At 48.6% G+C, this 23,830-nt stretch carries 17 protein-coding genes and 1 tRNA gene; 10 read left to right on the top strand and 8 right to left on the bottom strand.

From position 1 onward, the window contains the following. Positions 1-332: 332 nt before the first annotated feature. A complete protein-coding gene (locus tag H6F68_RS07860) occupies positions 333-1,328 on the top strand; it encodes a sensor histidine kinase KdpD (protein WP_190557891.1) in 996 nt (331 codons plus the stop codon). Here H6F68_RS07860 and H6F68_RS07855 read toward each other — a convergent pair. Next, positions 1,320-2,033 carry a response regulator transcription factor gene (locus H6F68_RS07855; RefSeq protein ID WP_313930055.1) on the bottom strand — a complete coding sequence of 238 codons (714 nt, stop codon included), beginning with the start codon at positions 2,031-2,033 and terminating at the stop codon, positions 1,320-1,322. The two genes, H6F68_RS07860 and H6F68_RS07855, sit on opposite strands and share 9 nt — an antisense overlap. Positions 2,034-2,220: 187 nt before the next feature. Between H6F68_RS07855 and H6F68_RS07850 the strand changes: the two genes are divergently transcribed. Next, complete coding sequence (locus H6F68_RS07850) at positions 2,221-2,955, top strand: glutathione peroxidase (protein ID WP_190557889.1); 735 nt, start codon at positions 2,221-2,223, stop codon at positions 2,953-2,955. 177 nt (positions 2,956-3,132) lie between these two features. Further along, positions 3,133-3,714 (top strand): NADPH-dependent FMN reductase, encoded by a 582-nt coding sequence (locus H6F68_RS07845; RefSeq protein ID WP_190557886.1) that lies wholly within the window; start codon positions 3,133-3,135, stop codon positions 3,712-3,714. Positions 3,715-3,877: 163 nt separating this feature from the next. Here H6F68_RS07845 and H6F68_RS07840 read toward each other — a convergent pair whose 3' ends face one another. Beyond that, a complete protein-coding gene (locus H6F68_RS07840; protein ID WP_242016965.1) occupies positions 3,878-4,162 on the bottom strand; it encodes a photosystem I reaction center subunit PsaK in 285 nt (94 codons plus the stop codon). Positions 4,163-4,436: 274 nt separating this feature from the next. Between H6F68_RS07840 and H6F68_RS07835 the strand changes: the two genes are divergently transcribed. After that, the gene (locus H6F68_RS07835) at positions 4,437-4,943 is read left to right on the top strand and encodes an orange carotenoid protein N-terminal domain-containing protein (RefSeq protein ID WP_190437342.1); all 507 of its coding nucleotides are present in this window, start codon (positions 4,437-4,439) and stop codon (positions 4,941-4,943) included. 217 nt (positions 4,944-5,160) lie between these two features. On the opposite strand, the gene H6F68_RS07830 is transcribed toward H6F68_RS07835, so the two are convergent. Together H6F68_RS07830 and H6F68_RS07825 are read right to left on the bottom strand one after the other, a co-directional pair. Further along, a complete protein-coding gene (locus H6F68_RS07830; RefSeq protein ID WP_190557884.1) occupies positions 5,161-5,523 on the bottom strand; it encodes a DUF1257 domain-containing protein in 363 nt (120 codons plus the stop codon). 519 nt (positions 5,524-6,042) lie between these two features. Next, on the bottom strand, positions 6,043-6,903 hold the full coding sequence (locus H6F68_RS07825; RefSeq protein WP_190437346.1) for an SDR family oxidoreductase: 861 nt from the start codon (positions 6,901-6,903) through the stop codon (positions 6,043-6,045). A 562-nt stretch (positions 6,904-7,465) separates the two neighbouring features. Here H6F68_RS07825 and H6F68_RS07820 point away from each other — a divergent pair. Continuing rightward, complete coding sequence (locus H6F68_RS07820; protein ID WP_190552974.1) at positions 7,466-8,671, top strand: hypothetical protein; 1,206 nt, start codon at positions 7,466-7,468, stop codon at positions 8,669-8,671. Positions 8,672-8,755: 84 nt separating this feature from the next. Here H6F68_RS07820 and H6F68_RS07815 read toward each other — a convergent pair whose 3' ends face one another. Then, positions 8,756-8,965 carry an RNA-binding S4 domain-containing protein gene (locus H6F68_RS07815; RefSeq protein WP_190552973.1) on the bottom strand — a complete coding sequence of 70 codons (210 nt, stop codon included), beginning with the start codon at positions 8,963-8,965 and terminating at the stop codon, positions 8,756-8,758. Positions 8,966-9,074: 109 nt separating this feature from the next. After that, positions 9,075-11,501: a TIM-barrel domain-containing protein gene (locus H6F68_RS07810; RefSeq protein ID WP_190557882.1), complete on the bottom strand. Its 2,427-nt coding sequence runs from the start codon at positions 11,499-11,501 to the stop codon at positions 9,075-9,077. A 166-nt stretch (positions 11,502-11,667) separates the two neighbouring features. Here H6F68_RS07810 and H6F68_RS07805 point away from each other — a divergent pair. Then, positions 11,668-11,741 (top strand) — tRNA-Val (locus H6F68_RS07805). Between the two features lie 10 nt (positions 11,742-11,751). Here H6F68_RS07805 and H6F68_RS07800 read toward each other — a convergent pair. After that, positions 11,752-16,062 (bottom strand): ATP-binding protein, encoded by a 4,311-nt coding sequence (locus H6F68_RS07800; RefSeq protein WP_199299962.1) that lies wholly within the window; start codon positions 16,060-16,062, stop codon positions 11,752-11,754. A gap of 435 nt (positions 16,063-16,497) precedes the next feature. Here H6F68_RS07800 and H6F68_RS07795 point away from each other — a divergent pair, with 435 nt between their 5' ends. The 4 genes from H6F68_RS07795 to H6F68_RS07780 all read left to right on the top strand — a co-directional run bounded on the left by H6F68_RS07795 (position 16,498) and on the right by H6F68_RS07780 (position 21,537). Then, positions 16,498-17,397 carry a tetratricopeptide repeat protein gene (locus tag H6F68_RS07795; protein ID WP_190557880.1) on the top strand — a complete coding sequence of 300 codons (900 nt, stop codon included), beginning with the start codon at positions 16,498-16,500 and terminating at the stop codon, positions 17,395-17,397. A gap of 143 nt (positions 17,398-17,540) precedes the next feature. Beyond that, a complete protein-coding gene (locus H6F68_RS07790; RefSeq protein ID WP_190557878.1) occupies positions 17,541-19,286 on the top strand; it encodes an ABC transporter ATP-binding protein/permease in 1,746 nt (581 codons plus the stop codon). A 34-nt stretch (positions 19,287-19,320) separates the two neighbouring features. Next, positions 19,321-20,292, top strand: coding sequence for a 50S ribosomal protein L11 methyltransferase (locus tag H6F68_RS07785; protein ID WP_190557876.1), 972 nt, complete (start codon positions 19,321-19,323; stop codon positions 20,290-20,292). A 75-nt stretch (positions 20,293-20,367) separates the two neighbouring features. Continuing rightward, complete coding sequence (locus H6F68_RS07780; protein ID WP_190557874.1) at positions 20,368-21,537, top strand: AGE family epimerase/isomerase; 1,170 nt, start codon at positions 20,368-20,370, stop codon at positions 21,535-21,537. Here H6F68_RS07780 and H6F68_RS07775 read toward each other — a convergent pair. Further along, positions 21,530-23,719: an ATP-binding protein gene (locus tag H6F68_RS07775; protein ID WP_190557871.1), complete on the bottom strand. Its 2,190-nt coding sequence runs from the start codon at positions 23,717-23,719 to the stop codon at positions 21,530-21,532. The genes H6F68_RS07780 and H6F68_RS07775 overlap by 8 nt on opposite strands. Positions 23,720-23,830 lie beyond the last annotated feature (111 nt).

Genomic DNA, 23,830 nt, shown 5'->3' with positions numbered 1-23,830 from the left:
GTGAGCGAGGTGCGATCGCCTTACCCCCACCTAAGATAAAACTAAGGTGATTAAACAAACTGAATTTGAAATCAGCTACACCTGCTCTCAAGCTGATTCCGCAAAGAAGTCAGTCTTCCTAACTAGCGCGAACTGGTTATTTTCACAGCAATTTAACGATGTGTATAACCAAATCTAATAAAGTTTGAGCCACTACCAAGCTGACTATATTGGCACAGCCTGGTTGAGATTACGCATATCAGGTGGTTGCCGATTAGGGCGGCAAAATCACTGTCTAAAGATTCGCTTGTCTTCGCTTTATCGCCAAAATTAAATCCTATAAGAACTAAATTATGATTGCTGATGTGAACTATCTCCAGGCTTTACGAAATTGCTGTCGCGATGAAGCAGCCTTTACCCAACTACAACAACTCCTCGCAGACCCTCGCGCCAGTCAGCATTTATCAAAGTTATCAGGGTTTGTAGGCAGTCAACCTCAGGCAGAAGCTAGCACCGTTAATCTAAGCGCAATAAGCGCAACCAACACCGTACTAGAGCCGCTAGATCGGGTAGAAGCGTTGTTGCAAGAGGCCTCTACTGAACTTCAGGAAGTACGTCAACGGCAAGCTGTACTGTTTCATGTCATGGAGCATGATCTGCGCCCTTTCCTCATGGGTACCTTGATGGTTTTGCGGAACTTACTCAAGCAAGGAGATGAGACGGTTACAATCACTCGCTCTAGAGTAGAACGGATGGTTCAAGCCAGCGATCGCCAACTGAATGCTATGAGCGCCTTGCTTGAAACCTACTCTACGACAGAGCAAACCGTACCGCTGCAACCGGAACCTGTAGAGTTTCCAGCGCTCAGCCAAACTATCTTGCAGGACTTGGCACCCCTTTTAAGCGTCAACCAAGCGAGAATTACGCCGCAGCTTCCTGCCCATATGCCACCCATTTTGGCAGATTCGGACCAAATTCGCCGGGTGGTTTCCCACCTAGTAACCGCAACCTTGCAACACAATCCACCGGGCCTGCATTTAACTCTTGCTGCCGAAGTGGGAGCTGGGATGCTGCGCTGTACTCTACTCGATGATGGGCAGGGCTGGGACTCTCGAGAATGCGATCGCTTTTTTGAATTGCAAGTGCGATCGCCCCATGCTTGCTGTTCTACGAGTTTGGGGGTGCAACTGCACCTGTGTCAGCAAATCATTCAAGCGCATGGAGGTGAAATTGGCGTTATCAACACCGAACCCGGTTCGATCATCTGGTTTACGCTGCCCCTAGCGACAGCGGTTGCTTCTAGCAGTTACGCACCAACTCGGCTCGCGATCGCGCCAGACTTAAACTAAACCAGAGCGCAAAGCGACCACTGCGGCTTGCACGCGATCGTCTACCGATAACTTATTCATGATGCCCCGGACGTGAGTTTTGACGGTATTGGGGCTTAGGTAGAGTTTGGCAGCGATTTCGGGGTTACTTAGTCCTTCAACCATCAGCTTCAGCACTTCCAGTTCACGTTCCGACAGTTGCCCAATGCCACTGTTGGGCGTAGGCGGCTTGAGGTGATCAATCACACGCCGGGCAATTTGAGGATCGAGGTAGGTAGCACCTTCCTGAGCGGCGGCGATCGCTGCTTGGAGTCGATCTAAACTGGCACCCTTAATACAGTAAGCATCGGCTCCACTAGAGAGGGCTGCAATAATTTCTGTTTCTGCCGTGTGTGAGGTCAGCATCACGACCCGAACCTCGGGGAGCGCAGCCTTAATTTTTTGAGTGGCCGCGATTCCGTCTAGTCGGGGCAGACCGATGTCCATGATAATCAGGTCTGGCTTGAGTCTTAGAGCTGCCTCTACACCTAAATACCCATCTTCTGCCTGTCCCACAACAATGCACGCCGAATCAGCTTGTAATGACTGTTCCAGACCCAACTGCATCATTGGATCATCTTCAATAATCAAAACCCGTAAAGTTGGCGATGAGATAGTGGCATTCATAAATAGATCTTGTGGCAATACAGCCTTAGTGTAGGCATCTACTTCAACTTTGCACTTCACCCAGGTGACTCACCTGAATGAGTGATGCTGGACAAAACCAAATTAGTCCTATAGCGCCTCTATTATTCTCAGCTTGATTCAGGTAGAACTTCCTATGGTGTATTGACAGGCATACTCATAATGAGTACGCTTTAAGCAGTCATAGGATGCAAAACTTTACATCCAAACCCAGCGAGGAGCGAAACTTATGTTGCCTAACCACGAAGGACAAAGAGTTCCTGACGTCACCTTCCGAGTTCGACAGAACAATCAGTGGATTAACATCACAACTAATGATCTGTTTGCCGGAAAGACTGTAATCGTTTTCTCCTTACCTGGTGCTTTCACCCCGACTTGTTCCTCTACTCATTTACCTGGCTACAACGAGTTGGCTCCAGCCTTTAAGGAAAACGGTGTAGACAGCATTCTTTGTCTTTCGGTCAATGATACATTCGTGATGAACGAATGGGCTAAGGACCAAGACGTTGGTAATATTACACTCATTCCAGATGGTAACGGTGAGTTCACCGAAGGCATGGGGATGTTGGTTGATAAGACTGACCTGGGCTTTGGTAAGCGGTCTTGGCGCTATTCCATGCTAGTCAAGGATGGCGTGATTGAGAAGATGTTTATTGAGCCAGAAGAACCAGGAGATCCTTTCAAAGTATCGGATGCCGATACAATGCTCAAGTACATCAATCCTCATGCTGTGAAGCCTGAATGCGTCTCCTTGTTTACAAAGGAAGGCTGCCCGTTCTGTGTTCGGGCTAAAGAGATGTTGAAGGAGCGCGGCCTCGCTTACGAAGAAATTGTGATTGGTAAAAATGCGACGACACGCTCGTTGCGAGCAATGGCAGGAGGAACAACAGTCCCTCAAGTATTTATTGACGGCAAATTGATTGGTGGGTCTGAAGACCTGGCAGATTATTTGGGTGTTGCCTAGTCGCTCTAAGTAGCTTGACTAGAGTGATTTAAGCGTAACGCGATCGCTGACTTTCGTCTCTAGAATGAGATTTGAAAGCTGCGATCGCGTTTTGTGTTTGAGGATACTAGCTAAAACTCACTTAACTGCGATCGCAGCTCTGTTTTTCGATAAAGATATCTTTGGAAATCAATTTTTATGGCTAACTCACCCAGAATTTTGGCTTTTGCGGGCAGTACCCGAACGAATTCCTACAACAAAACCCTAGTTAAAATTGCCGCTACAGGGGCTCGCGCTGCGGGCGCTGAAGTTACTTTCTTAGATCTGCGCGATTTGCCAATGCCGCTTTATGATGAAGATCTAGAGGCGGCTGAAGGAATTCCTGCCAATGCCTTGAAATTTAAGGAGATCATGGTAACTCATCAGGGACTCCTGATTGCTTCCCCTGAGTACAACAGCTCTATCTCTGGGGTACTCAAAAATGCGATCGATTGGGCTTCTCGTTCTACCCCTGGTGAACCCTTCTTAGCTGCTTTTACAGATAAAGTAGCCGCAATTATGAGTACGTCTCCGGGCGGTTTAGGAGGGTTAAGAGGCTTGGTTCATGTTCGTAGTATTCTGTCTAATATCCAAGTTTTAGTCATTCCCGACCAAATTGCGATCGCAAAAGCTCATGAAGCATTTAATCCAGATGGCAGCTTGAAAGATAGCGCTCAACAAACTACCGTTGAGAATCTCGGCGTTGAAGTCGCTCAAATACTGACAAAGTTACAGAGTTAAAGGCATAACAGCTAAAAAATAATTGAGAGAGAGATACAACAAAATCATATCCCTCTCTCAATTTTATAGATCACTTGTCATAGTAGATTAAAAGCTATCGCAGCAAATTTTCTAGCTTGCGCGAGCAGTTAAATCTATCAACGAATTTGTAGAGTTGCTATTTTTATTTGAGCCAACTGGAACTAAGTAAAATTCCTAAAACTCCTAAGATATGACCAAAACTCATTGCGCCTAAGAAGGTGGCAACACTCATGTTGTTCAGTAGGCCAGAGAATGGTCCGAGAGGCATCTTAGGGCCAACTTTGGGAAAGCGGACGGTGCGGCTGGCAATGAACAAAGCCAGTAGGCAGGAACCAATCATAATGGGGGTACCTTGCCAGTTCCACAAAGCAGTGGGGTCTTGGGACGTAGCAGCGGGGACTGCTGCCAGCAACATAGAGTGAATCAAGATGCTTTCTCCTACTTGTTGAGACACTATATTGATCAACATTAACCGGACGCAATAACCATCTGCCTAATGTAGTTGAAGTAGGAAGTTGGCTAATTCTGCGGCCAGAACATCGCTAGGATTCATCGTCCCGTTGTATTGGCGATCGCACCTCAGCCTGACGAAGGATTTATTAGTGTTAGTAACAAAACTTATCTTCCGTCTTTATATAGGCGTTACCTGGGCCACAGGTGTTTAGCATGCGGGTGTGAGATTACTGTTTTGGACATCTGTTATGACATCTGCAAATACCAATACCGCTCAAACTCTGCGATCTTTTCAGCACCTAGATGTGGATCAGCAAATTGCTGCTTTGGCTTATCTTTATACCGAGCTAGGTCAATCGATCTCTTTTCCCAGTTCTGGAGTGACTTCCTCTAACGAAATTAGTCAACTCGTCAAGCACGTCAAAGATCTGCGTTCAGAAGACCAGCTGCAATTTATCCGCGACGTATTTTCTAGCCAACAGGGTGGTCGCGAGGAAGTAGCGCTTGACCCCCACCCCAGTAAAGCGTTACTAGAATTGATTCCTGGTGGTACCAAAGATCCTCTCAGCCACTACCAATCTTTAGATCCTAATGCTCGCTTAGCGTTCTGGTATCGCTTAGCTCAAGAGTTGGATAGAGATGCTATCTCGACAGCAGCGACGACCCAACTGTCTTCTGGCGCTCAAGAAATCATCAATCATCTGAAGTCTTTAGAAGTCAGTCAGCAAGTTGACTTTTTGCGTCAGATTGTTTAGTAAGTTTGATTCGCCCAAAATGATTAGCCTGAATTGCACATGAGCGATCGCCTTGCCTTTGAGCTGTCTTGAGGGGAGGGCGATCGCTTCGTCATACTTCTCTTGCTAAATAGGTTGATGCTTGCAGGCGCAGGTCACAAAAATACTCCCCTCAACCAAAAGTTGAAGGGAGAAAAGCGAAATCAGAGCGAAGCAAAACTATAGGCAGTAGAAATTCTTAGGCAACTGATTGCTGCACCATCAAGTTAACTTTGGCATTTTGTAAACCAGGTTGCTTGACTTCTGCCAATGTTTTGTTAATCGCGTATTTCTGATTAATGCTATTCATTAAGTTGGCTAAATTATGACTCTTAGCAACACCCCAAAGATCAGCTATTAAATCAAATGATCCTTGTGGATTGCGAACCCAACCTAAGTCGTAATCGCCTTTAAGCGCTACTACAATGTCAGCCCGAACTTTTTGACCACAAGCGCCGCGCACATCGGTGTTTGTACTAGCAACTAGGCCCAGATCCGCGAGAGAAGCTTTAAGCAGTTCAGCGTCTGTCAGCTTACTGCGAAGAGTACTAAAGTGAGACATAAGTAGTCCTTAAATGGGTGAAATGGGTGAATTTGTGAGTTGATCGAAGAGTTGATCGAAATATGCAATGTTAATCAGCGATACCCGGTGTGCAGTAGAGCTAGCTTCATTCGCCCCACCCTGAAGGCATTAATAATTTCAGAGTTCTCTATTGCTATTCGTACTAGCAATAGATCACATAACTAATCTATGTAATAGTCTGTTAAGTTTCATTGTTCTAAAGGTTTACTTCTGCCAATCTTGCAAACTCCTAAAGGTAGAGCTGTATCCCTCAACCAGTAGTAGCTTCAGTTACATCAGACAAAATGGCATGGATCAACTTTTTTGATTTCAAGAAAAAAGAAACCTAGGAGTTTGCCAAAACTGGTGGCGCAGCTAGCCTAAACTCCTAGGTTTGATAATGACACTGAATCGCTTCGCGTAGAGTACTGTGACTAAATCAGCCACACTTCTGACTCAAAGAAATTTTCGTAACGTTGATGGGCAAACCAATATACAAACGGTTTTGCTGACAGTTCTTTATCCCCCCACAACTTCGCCACCATTAGGGTGCAGAATTTGCCCGGACATATAGGAGGAATCATCAGAAGCCAGGAAGACATAACTCGGTGCAACTTCTTCTGGCTGCCCAGCTCGCTGCATCGGCACCTGTGACCCAAAGCTCTTAACTTTGTCCTCAGGGAAGGTCGCAGGAATCAAAGGAGTCCAGATAGGACCAGGGGCAACACCATTCACCCGAATACCCTTTTCAACCAGCGATTGCGACAGAGAACGGGTAAAGGCAACGATCGCGCCCTTGGTAGAAGAGTAGTCTAGCAGTTGTTGATTGCCCTTATAAGCTGTGACCGAAGTGGTATTAATGATGGCACTGCCTTCCTTGAGGTGGGGCAGAGCAGCTTTCGTCAGAAAGAACATGCTGAAGATATTAGTGCGGAAAGTACGCTCCAGTTGTTCTGCTGTAATATCCTCAATGCTTTGCTGCGGATGTTGCTCAGCCGCATTGTTCACCAAAATGTCGAGGTAGCCTAGTTGCTGTACCGTTTGCTGTACAGCTTCTTTGCAGAATTGCTCGTCCCCAATATCACCTGCAATGGTGATACAGCGTCTGCCTTCCGCTTCAACTCGGCGCTTGGTATCTTCGGCATCTTGATGCTCATTCAGGTAAAGGAGTGCGACATCGGCTCCTTCTTTGGCGTAGAAGACTGCTACAGCGCGTCCAATGCCACTATCTCCTCCAGTAATCAGAGCGACTTTTCCTTGTAGCTTGCCGCTTCCCCGATATTTAGAATCATCAAACTGAGGCCTGGGAGTCATTTCAGACTCAATACCAGGCTGTTGATTCTGATGTTGGGGTGGTTGTAATTCTTTGGATTGACTCATCGTTGCTTCTCCCGGGGTTTTGCTGTATTTCTATCTGTTAAAAGACTTTTAGAAGTCAGCCATAAGCTAAGTTGAGAATCTGCTCTTTATCTGCCGAATCTCAACTATTTAAATTCTTTTGGCTGTTCCATAATCTGCCGCCTTATTAGCTTCGGCGAGCATGTTCACTTTAGAACGCACTTTTAGTTCAGTTCTGCTTCATTGGAGATAAATTTAGGTCTTTCTATAGGTGAGTCTCTCGTAAGCTAAGCTGTAATGCCTGATACTTTAAGTAACTTGACGGTCGACATGATTAGTTAGTTGTAGTAATAAGCCACTATTCAGCACGGGCAGTATTTATGGGTACAGTTACATTTCATTCAGATACAGCGTTTTTACAACTTTGGATAGAGTAGCCTCTCTGTCCTCAGTGGAAGAAGCTGTGAGCGATCGCCACTAAGCTGCTTAATAGCAAATACTTTGAAAATGCTGGCACCTTGAATTCATCAATAGAAGTCGATTGAGAAAAGCCGATTGAGCTGATTAATTCGAGGCATTTTACATAATTTAAGCAGGTGAAATAATGAGCTTTAATCCGCTAGCTGAAAAAGGAATTCCGCTTGATCAACAGCTACGAAATTGGTCCGAGCTAAACGTTCAGCCCTATATCAAAGATCAAGTTGATCCCTATACTCGTACCCGTGTCATTACGATGAACGGAATTGAAACAGAAGGGATATTTTTCTCTCATCAATTTGCGCGCCACACCGCCGACCCAGACCTACGGAGACAACTCGCCATGCTGCGTCGAGTGGAGCAGCAACAGCAGAAAGTGGTTAACTGGCTCACGCCCGGTAATGAATCGACTCTGGAAGTCACGATTGGCTATGAGCAGGTTGCAGTTGACCTCACGGCCTTTTTAGCTCGTCATGAACCTGATCCTTATATCAAGCAAGCGTTTGAATTTGGTCTTTTAGAGGACTTCGACCATCTCTATCGCTATGCCAACTTGCTAGAAATGACCGAAGGCAAGAAAGCGGAAGAAGTCACAGGTCGGTTGACTGAGATTATGCCAGGACGGCCAACAGTCGCAGAACACCGCCATCCCTATGATGATGTGCGTAGACCTAGCGATCGCACCAAAGCTGATCCGGTCTCCCTGCTGCACGTGCTGACCTTGGTTGCTTCGGAGCAACAGACCATGAACTTCTACATGAACGTGGGCAATCGTCCCATGAACCCGTTGGCACGGGGACTCTACCTGGAAATCGCTCAAATTGAGGAACAGCACGTCACTCACTATGAATCTCTGCTGGACCCCAATGCTTCTTGGCTAGAGCAGGAAGTATTGCACCAGTACAACGAGTGCTATCTGTACTACTCCTTCATGCAGCAAGAGTCCGATCGCCGGATCAAGCAAATATGGGAACTCCACTTGAACATGGAGATTGAGCATCTGCGAATTGCTTGCGATCTGCTCCGTCAGTATGAAAATCGCGATCCGGAAGAATTCTTGCCCCCAAGCTTACCGGAAACGATGCGCTTTGAAGAAAACAAAGACTATATCCGTCAAGTTTTAGCAGATCAGGTGAATTTGACTACTCAAGATACGGAATTCGTGCCAGTTGAGCAACTACCTGAGGATGCTCGCTACTTCCAATACCAAAAGACGGTCAACGCGGGCGGCGTACCCAGCGAGCAGGTGATTGAAGAACACCGCAGTCAAATGGGTGGCGACTATCGCATGACCACAGAGGGAGCGCATCCATTGGCGGGTGCTAATCGCTAAAGACCGGACCCCCCAGTCCTTCCATAATAAAGAAGCGGCTGGGGGGTCGTACAGTTGAAAGAAGATGAGGAAGAGAGAGGCGAACTAGAGGTTATCCAAATCCACTTCAAAAGTTTGGTCATCCACGGTGACGCGATCGCCGGACACTAGTTTGCGACCCCGACGAGTTTCCAAAACACCGTTGACACTCACTACTTCATCTTGAATAATCATCTTGGCTTGACCACCGGTGTCTACAAGCCCAATCACCTTCAAAAATTGATCTAGTTTAATCGTATCGCTCGTCTTAGTCATACCAGGTCAGAGAGAGGAGTCTCAGTAGAAGTCGTTATTGCTATTCTCTATTGTCTCTGAATGTTCCTGCTTTGGAGATGGGCGATCGCGAAATTAGCTCTAACTTGTCTTATTTCTCAGTCACCACCAACTGCCAGCTAGCTGCTTGAGGAACTTGAGGCAGCGTTACTTCTAAGCGGTCGCCTATCCAGCGCAAATCACTGATTTCTGCTCCTTGAATTGTGACTCGGCTGTGAGGAGTTAAACCAATCCAATGCACTTGGAAATCTCGGGCAGCGGGCATAGCTGTATAGGTACCTCGAATTGCTTCACAAGTTAGGATGTGCCGGCTTGATGTTTGCTGTTGGGTAAATCGTCGCCGACTGCCTGCTTCATGCAAATATGCCTGACTCATGCCATCATCCTCATAAAAATCCAGGTCGCCAGCATCTCCCGCATAAACTTCGAGCAGTAGGGTAGCGGCTGGTTGGTTCCCTGCTCGTAAAGCCATAGGCTGTAGCGGCAAAATGGCACCTGCTTTTACAAACACGGGTACTTGGTGCAGCGGCACATACAGATCTAACTGTTGCGCTCCTCGATAGAATTTACAGGTTTCTCGATGCCACCAACCTCCCACAGGCAAATAGATGGAGCGATATCCGCCTGCTTCTACTACAGGCGCTACTAAGACGCGATCGCCCAGGAGATACTGAGTTGGTTGTTCATAGGCAACCGGATCTTTGGGATAATGCAGATACAGAGGCCGACAGAGGGGCAACCCTGTCTCATAGGCCATCCGACTGAGGTGGTAGAAGTAAGGAAGAAACTGAACCCGCGTCTGGAAGGCTTGGCGAACTGCATCTAACACCCACTGGCCATAGGTCCAAGGCTCTCGTTTGCCGTGGTCTGAGTGCAAGCGCACCACCGGGCTCCAACAACCAAACTGCACCCAACGCACATACAATTCAGGGTCAATATAGGGGACACCAGGCACATGGTTGTAGAAACCTCCTAAATCGTGTGACCAATAGGCGACCCCAACGTTGCCAGCCCGTGCCGTAAAGTCTACGAGTAACTGCAACACTTCCCACTGCGAGTAGGTATCCGCTGAGAACTGAGCGGGATAGCGATGGGAACCCATGCCCCCGGTACGAGACAAAATCATCGGTCGCTGGGAACGATTGGCTAGATGTGTGAAATAAACATGATTTGTCCAAAGCTGAGAGTTAACGCCGGGATGAATCGCGCTGGAGCCATCAATCCACCAAAAATCAATGCCATCTGCTTCTCGCGGACCGTGCAGCACCTGCATAAATAACCGAGCTTCTTCTGGCTCAGCCAAGTTAAACAGCAGCCAACCCGTTTCTAGCTCTGCTTGGGTGGGCTTATATTCTGCCATTCCGCTCGGATGCCAAGATTCAAAAATCCAACTGGACATCGGGTTTCTGATTGCAAACACCTTTCCCGCTTTGACATCATCTGGGTCTAGTCCTCGCGCTTCGCACAAAGCTTGGAACTGGCTATCGCCCGGAGCCAAGCCCTCTGGGTGAACATTCGCTCCAACATGCAGTTCTTGCCCATGAATCTGCTTTAGAAAGGTCGGCGCATCTGGGAAAAATTCTGGGTTCCAATCCCAACCACACCAACCCGATAAATGCCAATCCACATCCAAAATCAAAACATCGAGTGGTAGGTCAAGTGCCTCAAATTGCTTCACTAGGTTGTGGTAATCAGTGTCGTAGAGTTGCCCAAACAACGAAAACCAAACCCCAAAAGCCCAGCGCGGCAACATTGGAACTGGGCCACAAAGTTGCACAAAGTTTTGTAGGGCTTGAGCATAGTCAGAGCCGTAAGCAAAGAAATACCAATCTTGGCTTTCTGGATCAAAGCGTTGAGCTAGCCAGTTGTTTTCTAGGGGGGCACTAGCCGAGTCATTCAAGACACTATAACCACTCCGGCTGAGAATTCCTGGTGGGAAGCGCTGCCACTCTTGCAAGACTTGCCGCACTTCCTCCGGTAACTCTTCCTGACGGTGGCGATCGAGATACCAGAGTGGTGGCTCCTCAAAGCGGGTAGTCTCTCCGCGATCGCGCAAGCTCAGGTGAGCCTTTTTCATCGGGTTGTAAAGCCATTCTTGGGTGTAAGGATAGGCGCGTTCGACTGCCGCCGGATGCACCTCAGTAGGTCGGAGATTGCGGTGGATCAGGTCAAGGCTACAGAATGTACCGCCCAAGTTGGCAGAGTCAACAGTTGTAGGAGTCCAACTTCCTTTTTGTGTCCCACAGCGCCACTCTATTTGCAGGTTGTTGTCGTTGAATGACTGAGTATCCGGTCGATAGTGAATTTGAATCAGTTCAGTTTGTAGTTGGAGTGCACCAGCCTCGGTCCAGGCGATCGCTTGAAAGGGCAATGCTTGGGGTCGCGTCATTGCTTGGACGGTGGGTCGATCCTCGAATTGCCCTGTTGCTGACCACTCCAAACGAATTAAGCCTTGGCTCAAGGCACTAAAGCGAGCAGAGCCACAAACAATGCGATCGCCTACAACCTGATATTGCACAGCACTTCTCCCTAGAGACCCTCAGTTTCCCAAGGTAGCAAGGACTTTTCGGGCTAGTTGACTTTGCAGCCGCTAGGTTAGAAAAAACTGCCCAAGGAAAGTTATTCCCGATTCACGAGAGGGATTGCGCTTTCCTGGAAGGGTGTGATACATTTATAAATCGCTAGGACGCATAGCTCAGTTGGTTAGAGCACTACGTTGACATCGTAGGGGTCACTGGTTCGAGTCCAGTTGTGTCCATCACTTACACTCACAGGCGATCGCCCTTTCCGAGCAATGTGACGATCGCCTTGACTAGCTCATCGGGTTCTACAGGTTTTGCCACATGCTGCTGAAAACCAGCGGCAAGAGCTTGTTTTTGGTCTATCTCTCCAGCATAGGCAGTGAGGGCGATCGCTTTGGGTATGGCTTTGCTGAATGCTGAATGCTGATTGAGTTCTAGTGAGTTGCCTGAAGCAGAGGCGTCTGCAAAACGGGCTTTGATCTGGCGCATCAGCATATAACCATCCATGATGGGCATACCAATATCACTAATCAGGAGATCTGGTTGGAACTGCTCTAAAAGAGCTAAAGCCTCTGAGGCAGATGCTACTGAACTGACCTCGGCTCCATATTGCGTCAGAATAAACTCGACTAAATCCCGCATATCGGCTTCGTCGTCTACCACCAACACCCGTACTCCGCTCAGGTCGATGGTAGTGGTATCTGAGTTCTGAGGTTGTGAGGGTTCTGAAGCTAGCCTCTGGAGCGGAATTCTAACTGTAAAGGTAGATCCTAACCCTTCCCCAGGGCTTTCCACCTCAACAGTACCACCGTGCAACTCGCTCAGGTGACGAACGATCGCCAACCCTAATCCTAAGCCGCCAAATTTACGGGTAGTTGTTCCATCTTCCTGGCGAAAATACTCAAACACATGCGGCAGAAATGCTGAATTGATGCCTTTTCCAGTATCGTTAACTTGAATCTGGGCCTGAGTGCCTGCTGGCTCTAATCGAACTTCTACCTGTCCACCTGCGGGAGTAAACTTGATGGCATTGGAGAGCAAGTTCCAAACAATTTGCTGAATTCGGGCCGCATCTCCGGAGATCTGGGCGACATCAGCCGCAAACAGAGTTTGAATTTCAATTTGTTTGGCCTCCGCCGCCAAACGCACCGTTTCGATCGCCGCTTGGATGACTGTGACTAAGTTGACTGGACTCACATTCAAAGTCATCTTGCCTTGTAGGATGCGGGAGACATCTAACAGATCTTCGATCAATTGGGTTTGTAGTTTGGCATTGCGCTCAATCGTTTCTAGCGCCCGCTGGGTTGTTTGCTCATCTAACTTGCCCTGTTGTAGCAGCTTTGACCAACCCAAAATAGGGTTGAGAGGCGATCGCAACTCATGGGATAAGACTGCTAGAAACTCATCTTTAATCCGGTTAGCACGTTCAGCCTCCGCTCTGGCCGCTTGCTCAAGTTGCAGGAGATGGTAGCTTTGCGCCGCATATCGTTCCCGCTCCGCTTCTACTTGCTTGCGATCCGAAATGTCTATAACTGAACCGATATATCCTTTGAATTCACCTTCCGCCCCATGCCAAGGAGCCGCCGCATCCAACATCCAGTAATACTCACCATCGTGACGCCGCAAACGATACTCTACGCGCAACGGTTCACCACGCTGACTAGATTTTATGAAATTATCCTTAGCGTCGCTGCGGTCATCTGGATGGACAGCATCCAACCAGCCCAAACCCAAACCACTTATCTCACTCTGACCGGAGAATTCGTACCAGCTTTGACTCAGGTAAGTACATTGGCCTGCTGAATTAGTTACCCAGATCATGACGGGGGCGTTGTCTGCCATGTGGCGGAACCGCTCCTCGCTTTCCAATAGGGCTGTTTCTACTTGCTTGCGATCGCTAATGTCGGTCACAAAAATAGTGACACCTTCGGCAAAAGGATAAATCCGGTTCTCGAACCAACGCTGATAGGGTGGATAAAAAACCTCAAATCGAACCACTGTTTGTTCAGCAACTGCCCGACACACCTCAGTTCCGAATAGACTGTTGACCATGTCGGGAAACACATCCCAAACACGCTGACCTAGCAATTCTTCCTTACGTTTACCCGTCACTCGCAGGACTTGTTCATTGATGAAGCTGTAGCGCCACTCCCGGTCCAGCACAATAAACTGATCGTTAATGCCTGCCAAAACACTCTCTAAACGAACTCTAACTGCCTCTGCTTCAGCCCGTAGACCTTGCTCTCGCTGGGTAGCTTCTTGCCGCAATCGCGCCAGCTTTAAGGTCGCTTCTACCCGTGCCAGCAGTTCCCGAGCCGAAAATGGCTTAATCAAGTAGTCATCAGCTCCAGCTTCTAATCCCTCAACACGAGACTCTTCGCCCGCACGGGCTGATAGTAAGATGATGGGGATATCCTGAGTCTGAGGATCGGAACGAAGCGCTCGCAATAAGGCAAAGCCATCGAGCCCTGGCATCATGACATCTGTTAACACTAAGTCAGGAGAGTGGTAATGAATCGCAGCGAGGGCAGCAAGACCATCTGTAACGGTTTCTACTGCATATCGCTGACTTAAGAGCCGTTTCACATAATCGCGCATGTCGGCGTTGTCATCAGCCAAGAGGATACGAGCCGCAGGTTGAGGGAGCAAAGATGAAGAGTTTAAAGAAATATCTGCTCCCACGGTGATCCTTTCGCCGATCTCCTGAGGCGTTGTTTCACTAACATAAACATCCTTTTCAGGTAGCCAGCGCAAGGCTTCTGCCACAAAGGAGACCGAGCCTACCGCTGTTATAGGTGATATGCGAGTATCACTAATGCGCTCTGGAGGGAGATGAGCCGTTCCGGTGGGAATCGAGACGGTGAAGCAGGTGCCTTGCCCCTCTACACTTTCTACAGCGATCGCGCCTCCATGCAGCTTGACTAATTCTTGAACTAAGGAGAGACCAATCCCTGATCCCTCAAAACTACGTCCTTGGGCTCCCTTGACTCGATGAAACCGCTCGAACAAATGGGGAATTTCAGCCGCAGGGATACCAATACCAGTGTCTCGAATTGCTAGCTCAACGTGATCTTGCATCCACTGCAAGCGAGCTGAAATTTCGCCGTTAAAGGTGAATTTAAACGCATTGGAGAGTAGGTTAAGTACTATCTTTTCCCACATCTCTCGGTCTACATAAATAGCCTCAGGTAAGCGTTGGCAATCCACAACCAGGTGTAAATCAGCCCGCTCGATTGCAGAGCGAAAAACACTGGCTAGTTCTGTCGTCAAAGCTGCCAAATCAGTAGGTTCATATAAGGCTTGAACTCGCCCTGCCTCAATTCGGGAAAAGTCTAACAGTGTATTGACCAACTTCAGCAGTCGCAGTCCATTGCGCTGTACCGTCTCAATCCGCTCTCTCTGATTAGGCGGTAGTGGCTCGGTCTGGTCAGCTAGGGCATCATCGGTAGGACCCAACATTAAAGTGAGGGGGGTACGAAATTCGTGGCTGACATTGCTGAAAAAGACAGTTTTAGCGCGATCGAGTTCTGCCAAAGCTTCTGCTCGTTTCCGCTCTTCCTCGTAAGCTTGGGCATTAGCAATACTAGCGGCGATCTGCGCTGCCACAAGATCGAGAAATCCCTTATAGTTATCGTCCAACAGCCGGAACGGATTGAGACCCGCTACTAAGACACCCGCCTTACCAGTCTGTCCAGATGGGGAGATCGGCAGTGCGACTGCTTGATGGGGTAAGCGATCCCAAGACCCTGTGGGCAGGTCGTCAAAACGTTTCTCTAGGTCAGTGACTAAACAAAATTGACGGGTTTCTAGCACTTCTGCAAAGCACCAAGCACTATCATCCAGGGAGACTATTTCAGGAGCGATCGCGTGACCCCGCTCAATGCCACTAGTTCCCGCCAGAAACAGGTGCCCCTGATCTGGATCAACCAGATAAATCATGGCGAAAGGGAGATCGTAAAGATAGGTTTCTAGACAGGCCGCACTTAGGGTGCAAGCTTCATCAAACGTCCGGGCATCGGCGGTTCTAGCGGCTAGTTCCCGTAGCAGAGACAACTGCCGTTCACCAATGATGCGCTGCGTATCGTCTGTGTTGGCACAAAGGATGCCGCCTGTCCCACCCTCGTCATCGGGTACGGGGCTATAGGAGAATGTGTAGTAGGTTTCCTCCGGGTAGCCGTTGCGTTCCATGATCAGCAGCAGTGCTTCGTCATAGGTGCCTTCATTTTTACGCATTACCGAGGCCGCCCGGGGACCGACTTGGTCCCAAATCTCTCGCCAGACGACTGAAGCGGGCTGGCCTAAAACTCCTGGATGTTTACCGCCAAGAATAGCTTTGTAGGCGTCGTTGTAAAGGTTGATTAGCTCCTCGCCCCACCAGACAAACATCGGCTGTTGCGAGGTCAGCATAATGCGTACAGCAGTTTTGAGGCTCTGTGACCACTGCTCTACGGGGCCTAGCGATGTTTGCGACCAGTCTCGCGATCGCATCAGCGCCCCCATTTCACCTCCACCCGCGAGAATGGCTTCTCGGATAGCTGCCTCTCGTTCTGCATTCACAGTTGTCACTCTACCTCTGAAACATATCCGGACGAAGGTGGCGCACTAGGGTGCCGATAGTTAGTTGTTCTATCCCAACCATTGCTGACAGACCATTGCTGACAGATGGACAGAGTCATCACTATTGATAAAGTCCTTATCTCTGACTCTTAGGGATCAGACAGAAAATCTTCATCCTCCAAGAGGTAGACTTAGATTAACCTGAGTTCACATTTCTATAAAGAGTTGGTAATTTGACTCGGTATAAACTGCAACCCCGATTCTGAAAAGCATAAACTTAGCAAATCAAATTAGCGTGAAAGCTACTTTTTGTCGGCAATTTGTTACTTCAAGGTCAGCGATCGCACCGAGAATGTTTCAGAAATTTAAGTGTAGCTCGTTGAAGTCTAACTGAATGCTAATTGGGGCGCTGAGAGCTTGGAGTTGAGTAAAGACATGGCGAGACAAACGTTTACCGGGCTGGAGAGCCAAGATTTAAGGGATTGGGAAGCTACGCCGACCTTAGCCAATTCCGACTGGAGCGTCGTTGTATTCATCCTCGGTCTCAGCCTAGGTTGGCACCTAGCTGGCTACCGTCGTCGTGCTGCTGCCGATCCGCCCGCAACGGGTGACACAGCCAACCCAGATGCTGAACCAAATTTGGAACCCCAAGATTTAACCCAACTGCCTTTTACTCAAGCGATCCAGTGGTTAGCTTATGGCAAAGACTTAGAACAAGCAGATCAATATGAGCCAGCGATCGCTGTCTATAAGGAAGGATTGAAGCGCTTTCCTCGCAACTTCCGCCTCTGGCATGAACAAGGATTAGCGTTAGCCAAGCTACAACGATTTGAGGAAGCGATCGCCAGCTACGACCGAGCTTATGAGCTGCGACCCCGTGATCCAAGTTTGGCTCATGAACGTGGAGACACATTATTGCAGCTAGAGCGCTACGAGGAAGCGATTACTGCCTTTGATATCTATTTGAAATACACACCGGATAGTGAGCACATTCGCTCGGATCGGGGTTATGCACTCTATCAACTTGGATGCTACGAAGAAGCGCTGCAATGGCTTAACCCGATTGTGCAGAGCCAGTCAAGCGATCGCTATTCGGTGCGGCACGCTCATTTCTATCAAATTAACTGTTTATGGCAGTTGGGTGAACTAGAAACGGCTCTAAAGTCGTGCCGAGAAGCCATGAGACAATATCCTGATTCATGCTTTAAAGAACAGCAAGAAGCTCTGAGACAACGGATTGCTGACCTGACCAGTGACGCTGAGCCATCTGAGCCGACCCCAGAACCAACATTGGAATCAGCGGCAGCGGTAGCAACTAGTTCTGAAAACACCTGAAGTCGCATCTGGTCGGCCTCTGCGCTGAGCAAGTTGGGATTGCTATAGGATCGACTATTGGGCAGATTTCAACCTGCTTGAGACCGGTTTAGCCTTTGAAGGGTTTGCCCCGTTCGCAAAGCAATTCCAAGGAAAATAAGCAGATGGATCGATTGAACTTCAAAGTGTTTCAGCAGTTTTGGGCGATCGCCAAATCCTACTGGTTCGGGGATGAGAAATGGCAAGCTAGAGGCTTATTGCTGGGAGTGGTGCTGTTTTTGCTGGCCTATACGGGGCTGAGCGTAGTCCTCAATAACAAGCGAGGCGTGCTGATCTCCGCGCTCTCGGCTCGGGATGAACCTCGGTTTTGGCAAACAGTCACTATCTTTATTGCGGTGTTGGTCCTGTATGCCCCTCTGCTGGCAGGTTACCGATATTTGCGCGATCGCCTGAGTTTGCAATGGCGGCGTTGGCTGACCAATCGCTTTCTCGAAAATTACTTTAGCAATCGAGCCTACTACCATCTCAACACCTCCAACACAGAGATTGACAACCCAGATCAGCGGATTGCTGAGGATGTTCGCAGCTTTACCCAAGAATCTCTCACCTTTTTGTTGGTGTTAGTGGAGTCGGTGTTGTCGGTGATTGCCTTTAGTGGCGTGCTTTGGGGAATTTCTCAACCTTTGGTTTTTTTCCTAGTGCTTTACGCTCTAGTTGGCACGATCGTCACAACGGTTGTGTTTGGCAAACCATTGGTACGACTCAACTTTGAGCAACTCAAAAAAGAAGCTGACTTTCGCTTTAGTTTGGTGCGAATTCGGGAGAATGCTGAAGCGATCGCCTTTTATCGAGGTGAGGAGCGCGAGTCGCAGCAGATTCAACACCGATTTCTAGAGGTATTCGACAACGTCAAGCGGCTGCTGCTTTGGGAATTGAATCTGAACGTGTTAACCAATGCTTACGAATTTATCCCTTTTGTCCTGCCAGCTTTAGTTGTAGCGCCAGCGATCTTTGCAGGGGAGATGGAGGTAGGCAAAGTTACGGAAGCTCAGGGAGCCTTTGTGCGGGTCTTTTTCTCGCTGAATGTGGTAGTGGCTCGATTCCAAGCTCTGACGACATTTGGAGCTGGCATCAATCGCTTGTATACCTTTGCTGAGTTTCTAGAACAGCCGGAAAACAACCAAACTACTGATGCTCCTGACTCGCTGACTGAAGCAACCATTCAAACCGTTGCTGCCGATCGCGTCGCGGTAGAACATCTCACTTTAGAAACGCCTAACCACCAACGCACACTGATCGAAAACTTATCTGTCGAATTACAGGCTGGGCAAGGGCTTTTAGTAATGGGGCCGAGTGGTTGTGGTAAAAGTTCCCTACTACGGGCGATCGCTGGGTTATGGAATACGGGTCGTGGTACCATCTTGCGCCCTGAACCAGACCAGATTCTGTTTTTACCCCAACGTCCCTATATGGTAATGGGGACTCTACGGGACCAACTGCTCTATCCCAACACGCATATTCAGGTGGATGACCAACACTTAAAGCAAGTGCTGCAACAGGTGAACTTAGCAGATCTAGATGAACGCTTTGGTGGTTTTGAGGCTGAACGAGACTGGGCGGAAGTCTTATCGTTAGGAGAACAACAGCGTCTCACTTTTGCCCGCTTACTGGTCAACCAACCTAAGTACGCCATCTTGGATGAGGCGACGAGTGCTTTGGATCTCGACAATGAGGAAAAACTCTATCAACATCTACAAGCGATCGGTACTACTTTCTTGAGCGTGGGTCATCGCCCGAACCTAGCGAATCATCATCAGCAGGTATTGCAGCTCTCCCAAGACAAAACCTGGCAGATCCGGCAACCTTTGGTCTTCCGTCAAGAACAACTGGAGTTGATCGAGCTACCTTGAGTCGCGCTAGAATGACCTCTTTGGGAAAGTAAGTATGTCGTGGATCGAATTGAGCCTGGATACCACACCAGAGGCGGTGGACTGGGTTCAGACGCTGCTAGCAGGAACTGACTATCAAGGAGAAGTTCGAGTCACGACTTACAGTGAATTAGATTCTCGCTGCCCCAGGGAGCCAGGAATTCCCTTTTCCGACTGGGCATTCACGATTTGCTTATATCTCCCTTACGATATCCGGGTGCGCACTCGGATTGCTGAAATTGAGTCTGTGCTTTCTCCCCTACATCGCACTGGGCTAACTACTGAGCTACAAGCTTCGATCGTAGAACAGAAACCTGCTCTACCAGAGACGGTCAGTTCCCTAGTTCACCGCATCGGGCAGCGTTTTGTGGTTTTGCCCGGGGATATACCCTACCAACCTGAAACAGCCCATGAACTTACCTTAAGGATAAAGACAAGTCTGGCCTTCGGCAGCGGTTTTCATCCAGCCACTCGGCTCAGCCTTCTGTTATTGGAGCGTCATGTTAGACCTGAAATGCGGGCGCTCGATTTAGGCTCAGGCTCAGGAATTTTGAGTGTAGCGATCGCGAAGCTGGGGGCACAAGTCTTGGCTCTAGATAACGACAGGGTGGCTGTAGAGTCTACGCAAGATGCTGTGGCGCGTAATGGTGTGGCGCAACAAGTCAGGGTGATGGAAGGCAGTTTGGGGGGTGGCAGCGAGCTAGGGCACTGGATGGGCGGAGATATTAGCGATCAGGTGCCTACCGTGAAAGCGATCGCAGAGTTTGACCTAATCATGGCGAATATTTTAGCGCGGGTGCATGTTGCCCTCGCCGATGACTACCGCCAAGCCCTGCGACAGACTCAAGGCGCACGGTTGATTACGGCTGGCTTCACTACAGATCACGAAGCGGAAGTGACAGCGGCTCTCGCAGCAGCAGGCTTTATCATCATTGACTCAGAACGCTGTAACGAATGGGTGGCTTTGGCTTATCAACTGCAAGCCTGAGCGATCGCCCCACCTCGATCAGCTAAGCGTAGGAGATAATAAACGCTGTTGGGTTAGAAGACAGAGGACATGACGATGGAGCACGATTTTACGCAACTAGCCGAACTGTATAAAAATGCGCTCCTCAACGATGTCATTCCTTTTTGGGAACAGCACTCGATCGATTGGGAGCAAGGCGGCTATTTCACTTGTCTCGATCGCAGCGGCAAAGTTTATGAAACCGACAAGTTTATTTGGCTGCAAAATCGCCAAGTCTGGATCTTCTCGATGCTGTATAACCAACTGGAGCAGCGAGAGAACTGGCTGAAGATTGCCGCGCACGGAGCCAATTTTCTCGCACAACACGGTCGCGATGATGAGGGGAATTGGTACTTCGCGATCGATCGCGCTGGCAACCCTTTAGTGCAGCCCTACAACATCTTCTCGGACTGCTTTGCAGCGATGGCCTTTAGCAAATATGCGTTGGCTTCTGGGGAAGAGAGTGCTAAGGAGATCGCACTACAGGCTTACAACAACGTGTTGCGCCGGAAGGAGAACCCCAAGGGTAAGTACAACAAAACCTATCCGGGTACTCGTCCGCTAAAGTCGTTGGCAGTACCGATGATTTTGGCTAACCTCTCTTTGGAGATGGAATGGCTGTTGCCTCAGGAGAAACTAGAGCAAGTTCTGGAAGCTACAGTGCAGGAAGTAATGAGCGACTTCCTAGATCGCGATCGCGGCTTAATGTATGAGAATGTGGCTCCTGATGGCTCCCATGTGGATTCTTTTGAGGGGCGGCTGATTAACCCAGGTCATGGAATTGAGGCCATGTGGTTCATCATGGATATTGCCAATCGTCGCCAAGATACTGCCACAATTCACCAGGCAGTGGATGTGGTGCTGAATATCCTTAACTTTGCTTGGGATACAGAATATGGCGGGTTATATTACTTCATGGATGCTCAAGGCCATCCCCCGCAACAGCTGGAGTGGGACCAAAAACTTTGGTGGGTGCATGTGGAATCCTTGGTGGCGTTGGCAATGGGCTACCGCTTAACCGGGCGCGAGGATTGTTGGCAATGGTACCAAAAGCTGCACGATTATACCTGGTCTCATTTTGCTGACCCGGAATATGGTGAGTGGTTCGGCTATCTGAATCGTCGCGGAGAAGTGCTGCTGAACTTGAAAGGCGGCAAATGGAAAGGCTGCTTCCATGTTCCCAGAGCACTCTACCTCTGCTGGCAACAGTTTGAGGCGCTCAGTTGAGTTGACTCGGAATGTGGATTATAAACTGGGTTCCTTCACCGGAATGAGAGAGGCACTCTAGTTTGCCTCTATGTCTTTCTGTGATGATTTGGTAGCTGATTGACATCCCCATCCCCGTTCCTTTACCCACAGGTTTAGTGGTAAAGAAGGGATTAAAGATGCGGGCTTGAACATCTTTAGGGATGCCTGGGCCATTATCTGCGATCGCGATCTGTATCCACTTTTCATCCACCACCACAGTTGAAATTTCGATTTGGCTGGGGTTATTGATCTCAGGCAGTTCTTCTAAAGCATCGATCGCATTCACCAAAATATTCATGAATACTTGGTTAAGTTGTCCAGCGTAACACTCGACTAGCGGCAAATCTCCATAGTTTTTGATGACTTCAATCTCTGGGCGATGCGAGTGAGCCTTGAGGCGGTGCTGCAAAATGAGCAAGGTACTGTCAATTCCCTCATGGATGTTCACCCGTTTAATCTCCGCTTCGTCCATGCGCGAGAAGTTGCGGAGAGAGAGCACAATTTGACGAATGCGATCGGTGCCGACCTGCATCGACGACAATATTTTGGGCAGGTCTGCCTGCAAAAATTCTAAATCAATTGCTTCAGCAGCAGTTTTGACTTCAGGGACAGGATGAGGATCATGCTGTTGATAAAGCTGCAAGAATCCTAATAAATCTCGGATATATTTCTGGGCATAACCCAAGTTGCCATAAATGAAGTTAACTGGGTTATTAATTTCGTGGGCGATGCCAGCGACTAGTTGGCCTAGACTAGACATTTTTTCACTCTGAAGCATCTGCGCTTGGGTCCGCTGCAACTCAGTCAGAGCATTTTTGAGTTCGGTCGTGCGATCTTCTACGCGGTCTTCAAGTTCTTCATTGCTACTGGCTAGCGCCGTAAAGGATTCGCGTAGCTGTCCACTCATGTAATTGAAAGAGTTCGCTAATGCGTTGATCTCCTGAATCCCACTTTCTTCTACAGTTTGATCTAAGTTGCCAGATGCCATGGCTTGACTGGCTCGGTTCAGTCTGGAGATCGGACGCGTAATCCACTGGGAGGTAAAGATGCCCAGAATCGAAGCAACTCCCAGAGCTGCTAAACACAACCAGACTGTAGTGCGAGTGTTGGCATCAATTTGAGCCATAAATTCGCGTTCTGGCAGGCTCACCACAACCAGCCAATCTAGCCCGTAGGGATCGCGCCAAGGCGTAACTCGCACATAGTAGCGCTCTCCTTGTAAGTCAAGTTGTAGTTCTTGAGCTGTGGTAATGCTGGCAAAATTACTCAGGCGCTGTTGAAGCTGGATGGAAACGCCTTGAACAATAGAATTCGGACTGTTGATCGCTTTTAACCGCTGTGGCTTCTGGTTAACCAGTCTGGAGAGTGGCTCTGTCCCGGAGCTAGCAACTAGTAGACCATTGCGTTCTAGGATAAAGACTTGTCCAGAATCACTGATGTCTAAATCGCGGAGAAAGCTGCTGATTTGGCCTAGACGTTGCTCAACGGCGATCGCTCCAATGATCTTTTTATTCTTGTCATAAACTGGACTACTAATCGAAATCGCGAGAGGATTGGCGGCTTCACTTTGCCAGGTATAGACTGAAGACCACAAGGGTTTCCCTGTCTGCATTACCTCAGTGTACCAACTCTCCTTTTGAAACGGATAGCCTGAATCTTTGTCGAGCAGTCTACCTCGATTTCCCTGTGCATCTGGCTCATAGATATGGAGATTTTGATTGCCAAATTCGCTGGGGTCGATCCGCTCGGTAATTAGCTCGACTGGATAAGTCAGCGGGCGGCCCACGTCCACATATTTGCCATTGGTGGAGCCAAAAAGTATATAACCCACGTTGTAGAGCTTGGCTTGCTTCCAGAAAAAACGTCCTAACCCGTCTAGATCGTTGGGGTTGATTAAGCCAGAGCTGATGGTGGTTGCGTTCAGTTCATTGAGCTTACGGGTGCTAGATAGATAGTTTTCTAGGTGTTGATCAATCTGTTTGCCAACTTGACTCTCCAAGTTCAGCACCAATTCGTTGACTGCTCGTTGTCCATTCTTAAACGATAGATAGCCAACGATCGCGACTGCTCCAAAAACTTGTAAAACAAACGGCACAACCAGAACAAGTTGCAGTTTTTGTGCTGGAAATTTCCAAGTCTTACAGGAGCCTCGCTTTTTCATATAGTAGGCAATTAGGACTGATGGTCGTGCCTTTCACCCTAAGGTTTAAGCGATCGCAATGGATTGTGCAGTGGGAGAGCGAGTAGTGGTTTAGGAAATCGCAGGAATAGT

The sequence above is a fragment of the Trichocoleus sp. FACHB-262 genome (genome assembly GCF_014696035.1).
GTDB lineage: Bacteria > Cyanobacteriota > Cyanobacteriia > FACHB-46 > FACHB-46 > Trichocoleus.
The sequence above is the reverse complement of the archived record's forward strand: the minus strand, read 5'-3'. Positions and strand labels throughout refer to the sequence as shown.

Excerpts from the sequence above, each read along its gene's own strand:
- H6F68_RS07860 (WP_190557891.1), top strand. The coding sequence starts at position 333 with ATGATTGCTGATGTGAACTATCTCCAGGCTTTACGAAATTGCTGTCGC.
- H6F68_RS07850 (WP_190557889.1), top strand. The coding sequence starts at position 2,221 with ATGTTGCCTAACCACGAAGGACAAAGAGTTCCTGACGTCACCTTCCGA.
- H6F68_RS07845 (WP_190557886.1), top strand. The coding sequence starts at position 3,133 with ATGGCTAACTCACCCAGAATTTTGGCTTTTGCGGGCAGTACCCGAACG.
- H6F68_RS07835 (WP_190437342.1), top strand. The coding sequence starts at position 4,437 with ATGACATCTGCAAATACCAATACCGCTCAAACTCTGCGATCTTTTCAG.
- H6F68_RS07830 (WP_190557884.1), bottom strand. The coding sequence starts at position 5,523 with ATGTCTCACTTTAGTACTCTTCGCAGTAAGCTGACAGACGCTGAACTG.
- H6F68_RS07825 (WP_190437346.1), bottom strand. The coding sequence starts at position 6,903 with ATGAGTCAATCCAAAGAATTACAACCACCCCAACATCAGAATCAACAG.
- H6F68_RS07820 (WP_190552974.1), top strand. The coding sequence starts at position 7,466 with ATGAGCTTTAATCCGCTAGCTGAAAAAGGAATTCCGCTTGATCAACAG.
- H6F68_RS07815 (WP_190552973.1), bottom strand. The coding sequence starts at position 8,965 with ATGACTAAGACGAGCGATACGATTAAACTAGATCAATTTTTGAAGGTG.
- H6F68_RS07795 (WP_190557880.1), top strand. The coding sequence starts at position 16,498 with ATGGCGAGACAAACGTTTACCGGGCTGGAGAGCCAAGATTTAAGGGAT.
- H6F68_RS07790 (WP_190557878.1), top strand. The coding sequence starts at position 17,541 with ATGGATCGATTGAACTTCAAAGTGTTTCAGCAGTTTTGGGCGATCGCC.
- H6F68_RS07785 (WP_190557876.1), top strand. The coding sequence starts at position 19,321 with ATGTCGTGGATCGAATTGAGCCTGGATACCACACCAGAGGCGGTGGAC.
- H6F68_RS07780 (WP_190557874.1), top strand. The coding sequence starts at position 20,368 with ATGGAGCACGATTTTACGCAACTAGCCGAACTGTATAAAAATGCGCTC.
- H6F68_RS07775 (WP_190557871.1), bottom strand. The coding sequence starts at position 23,719 with ATGAAAAAGCGAGGCTCCTGTAAGACTTGGAAATTTCCAGCACAAAAA.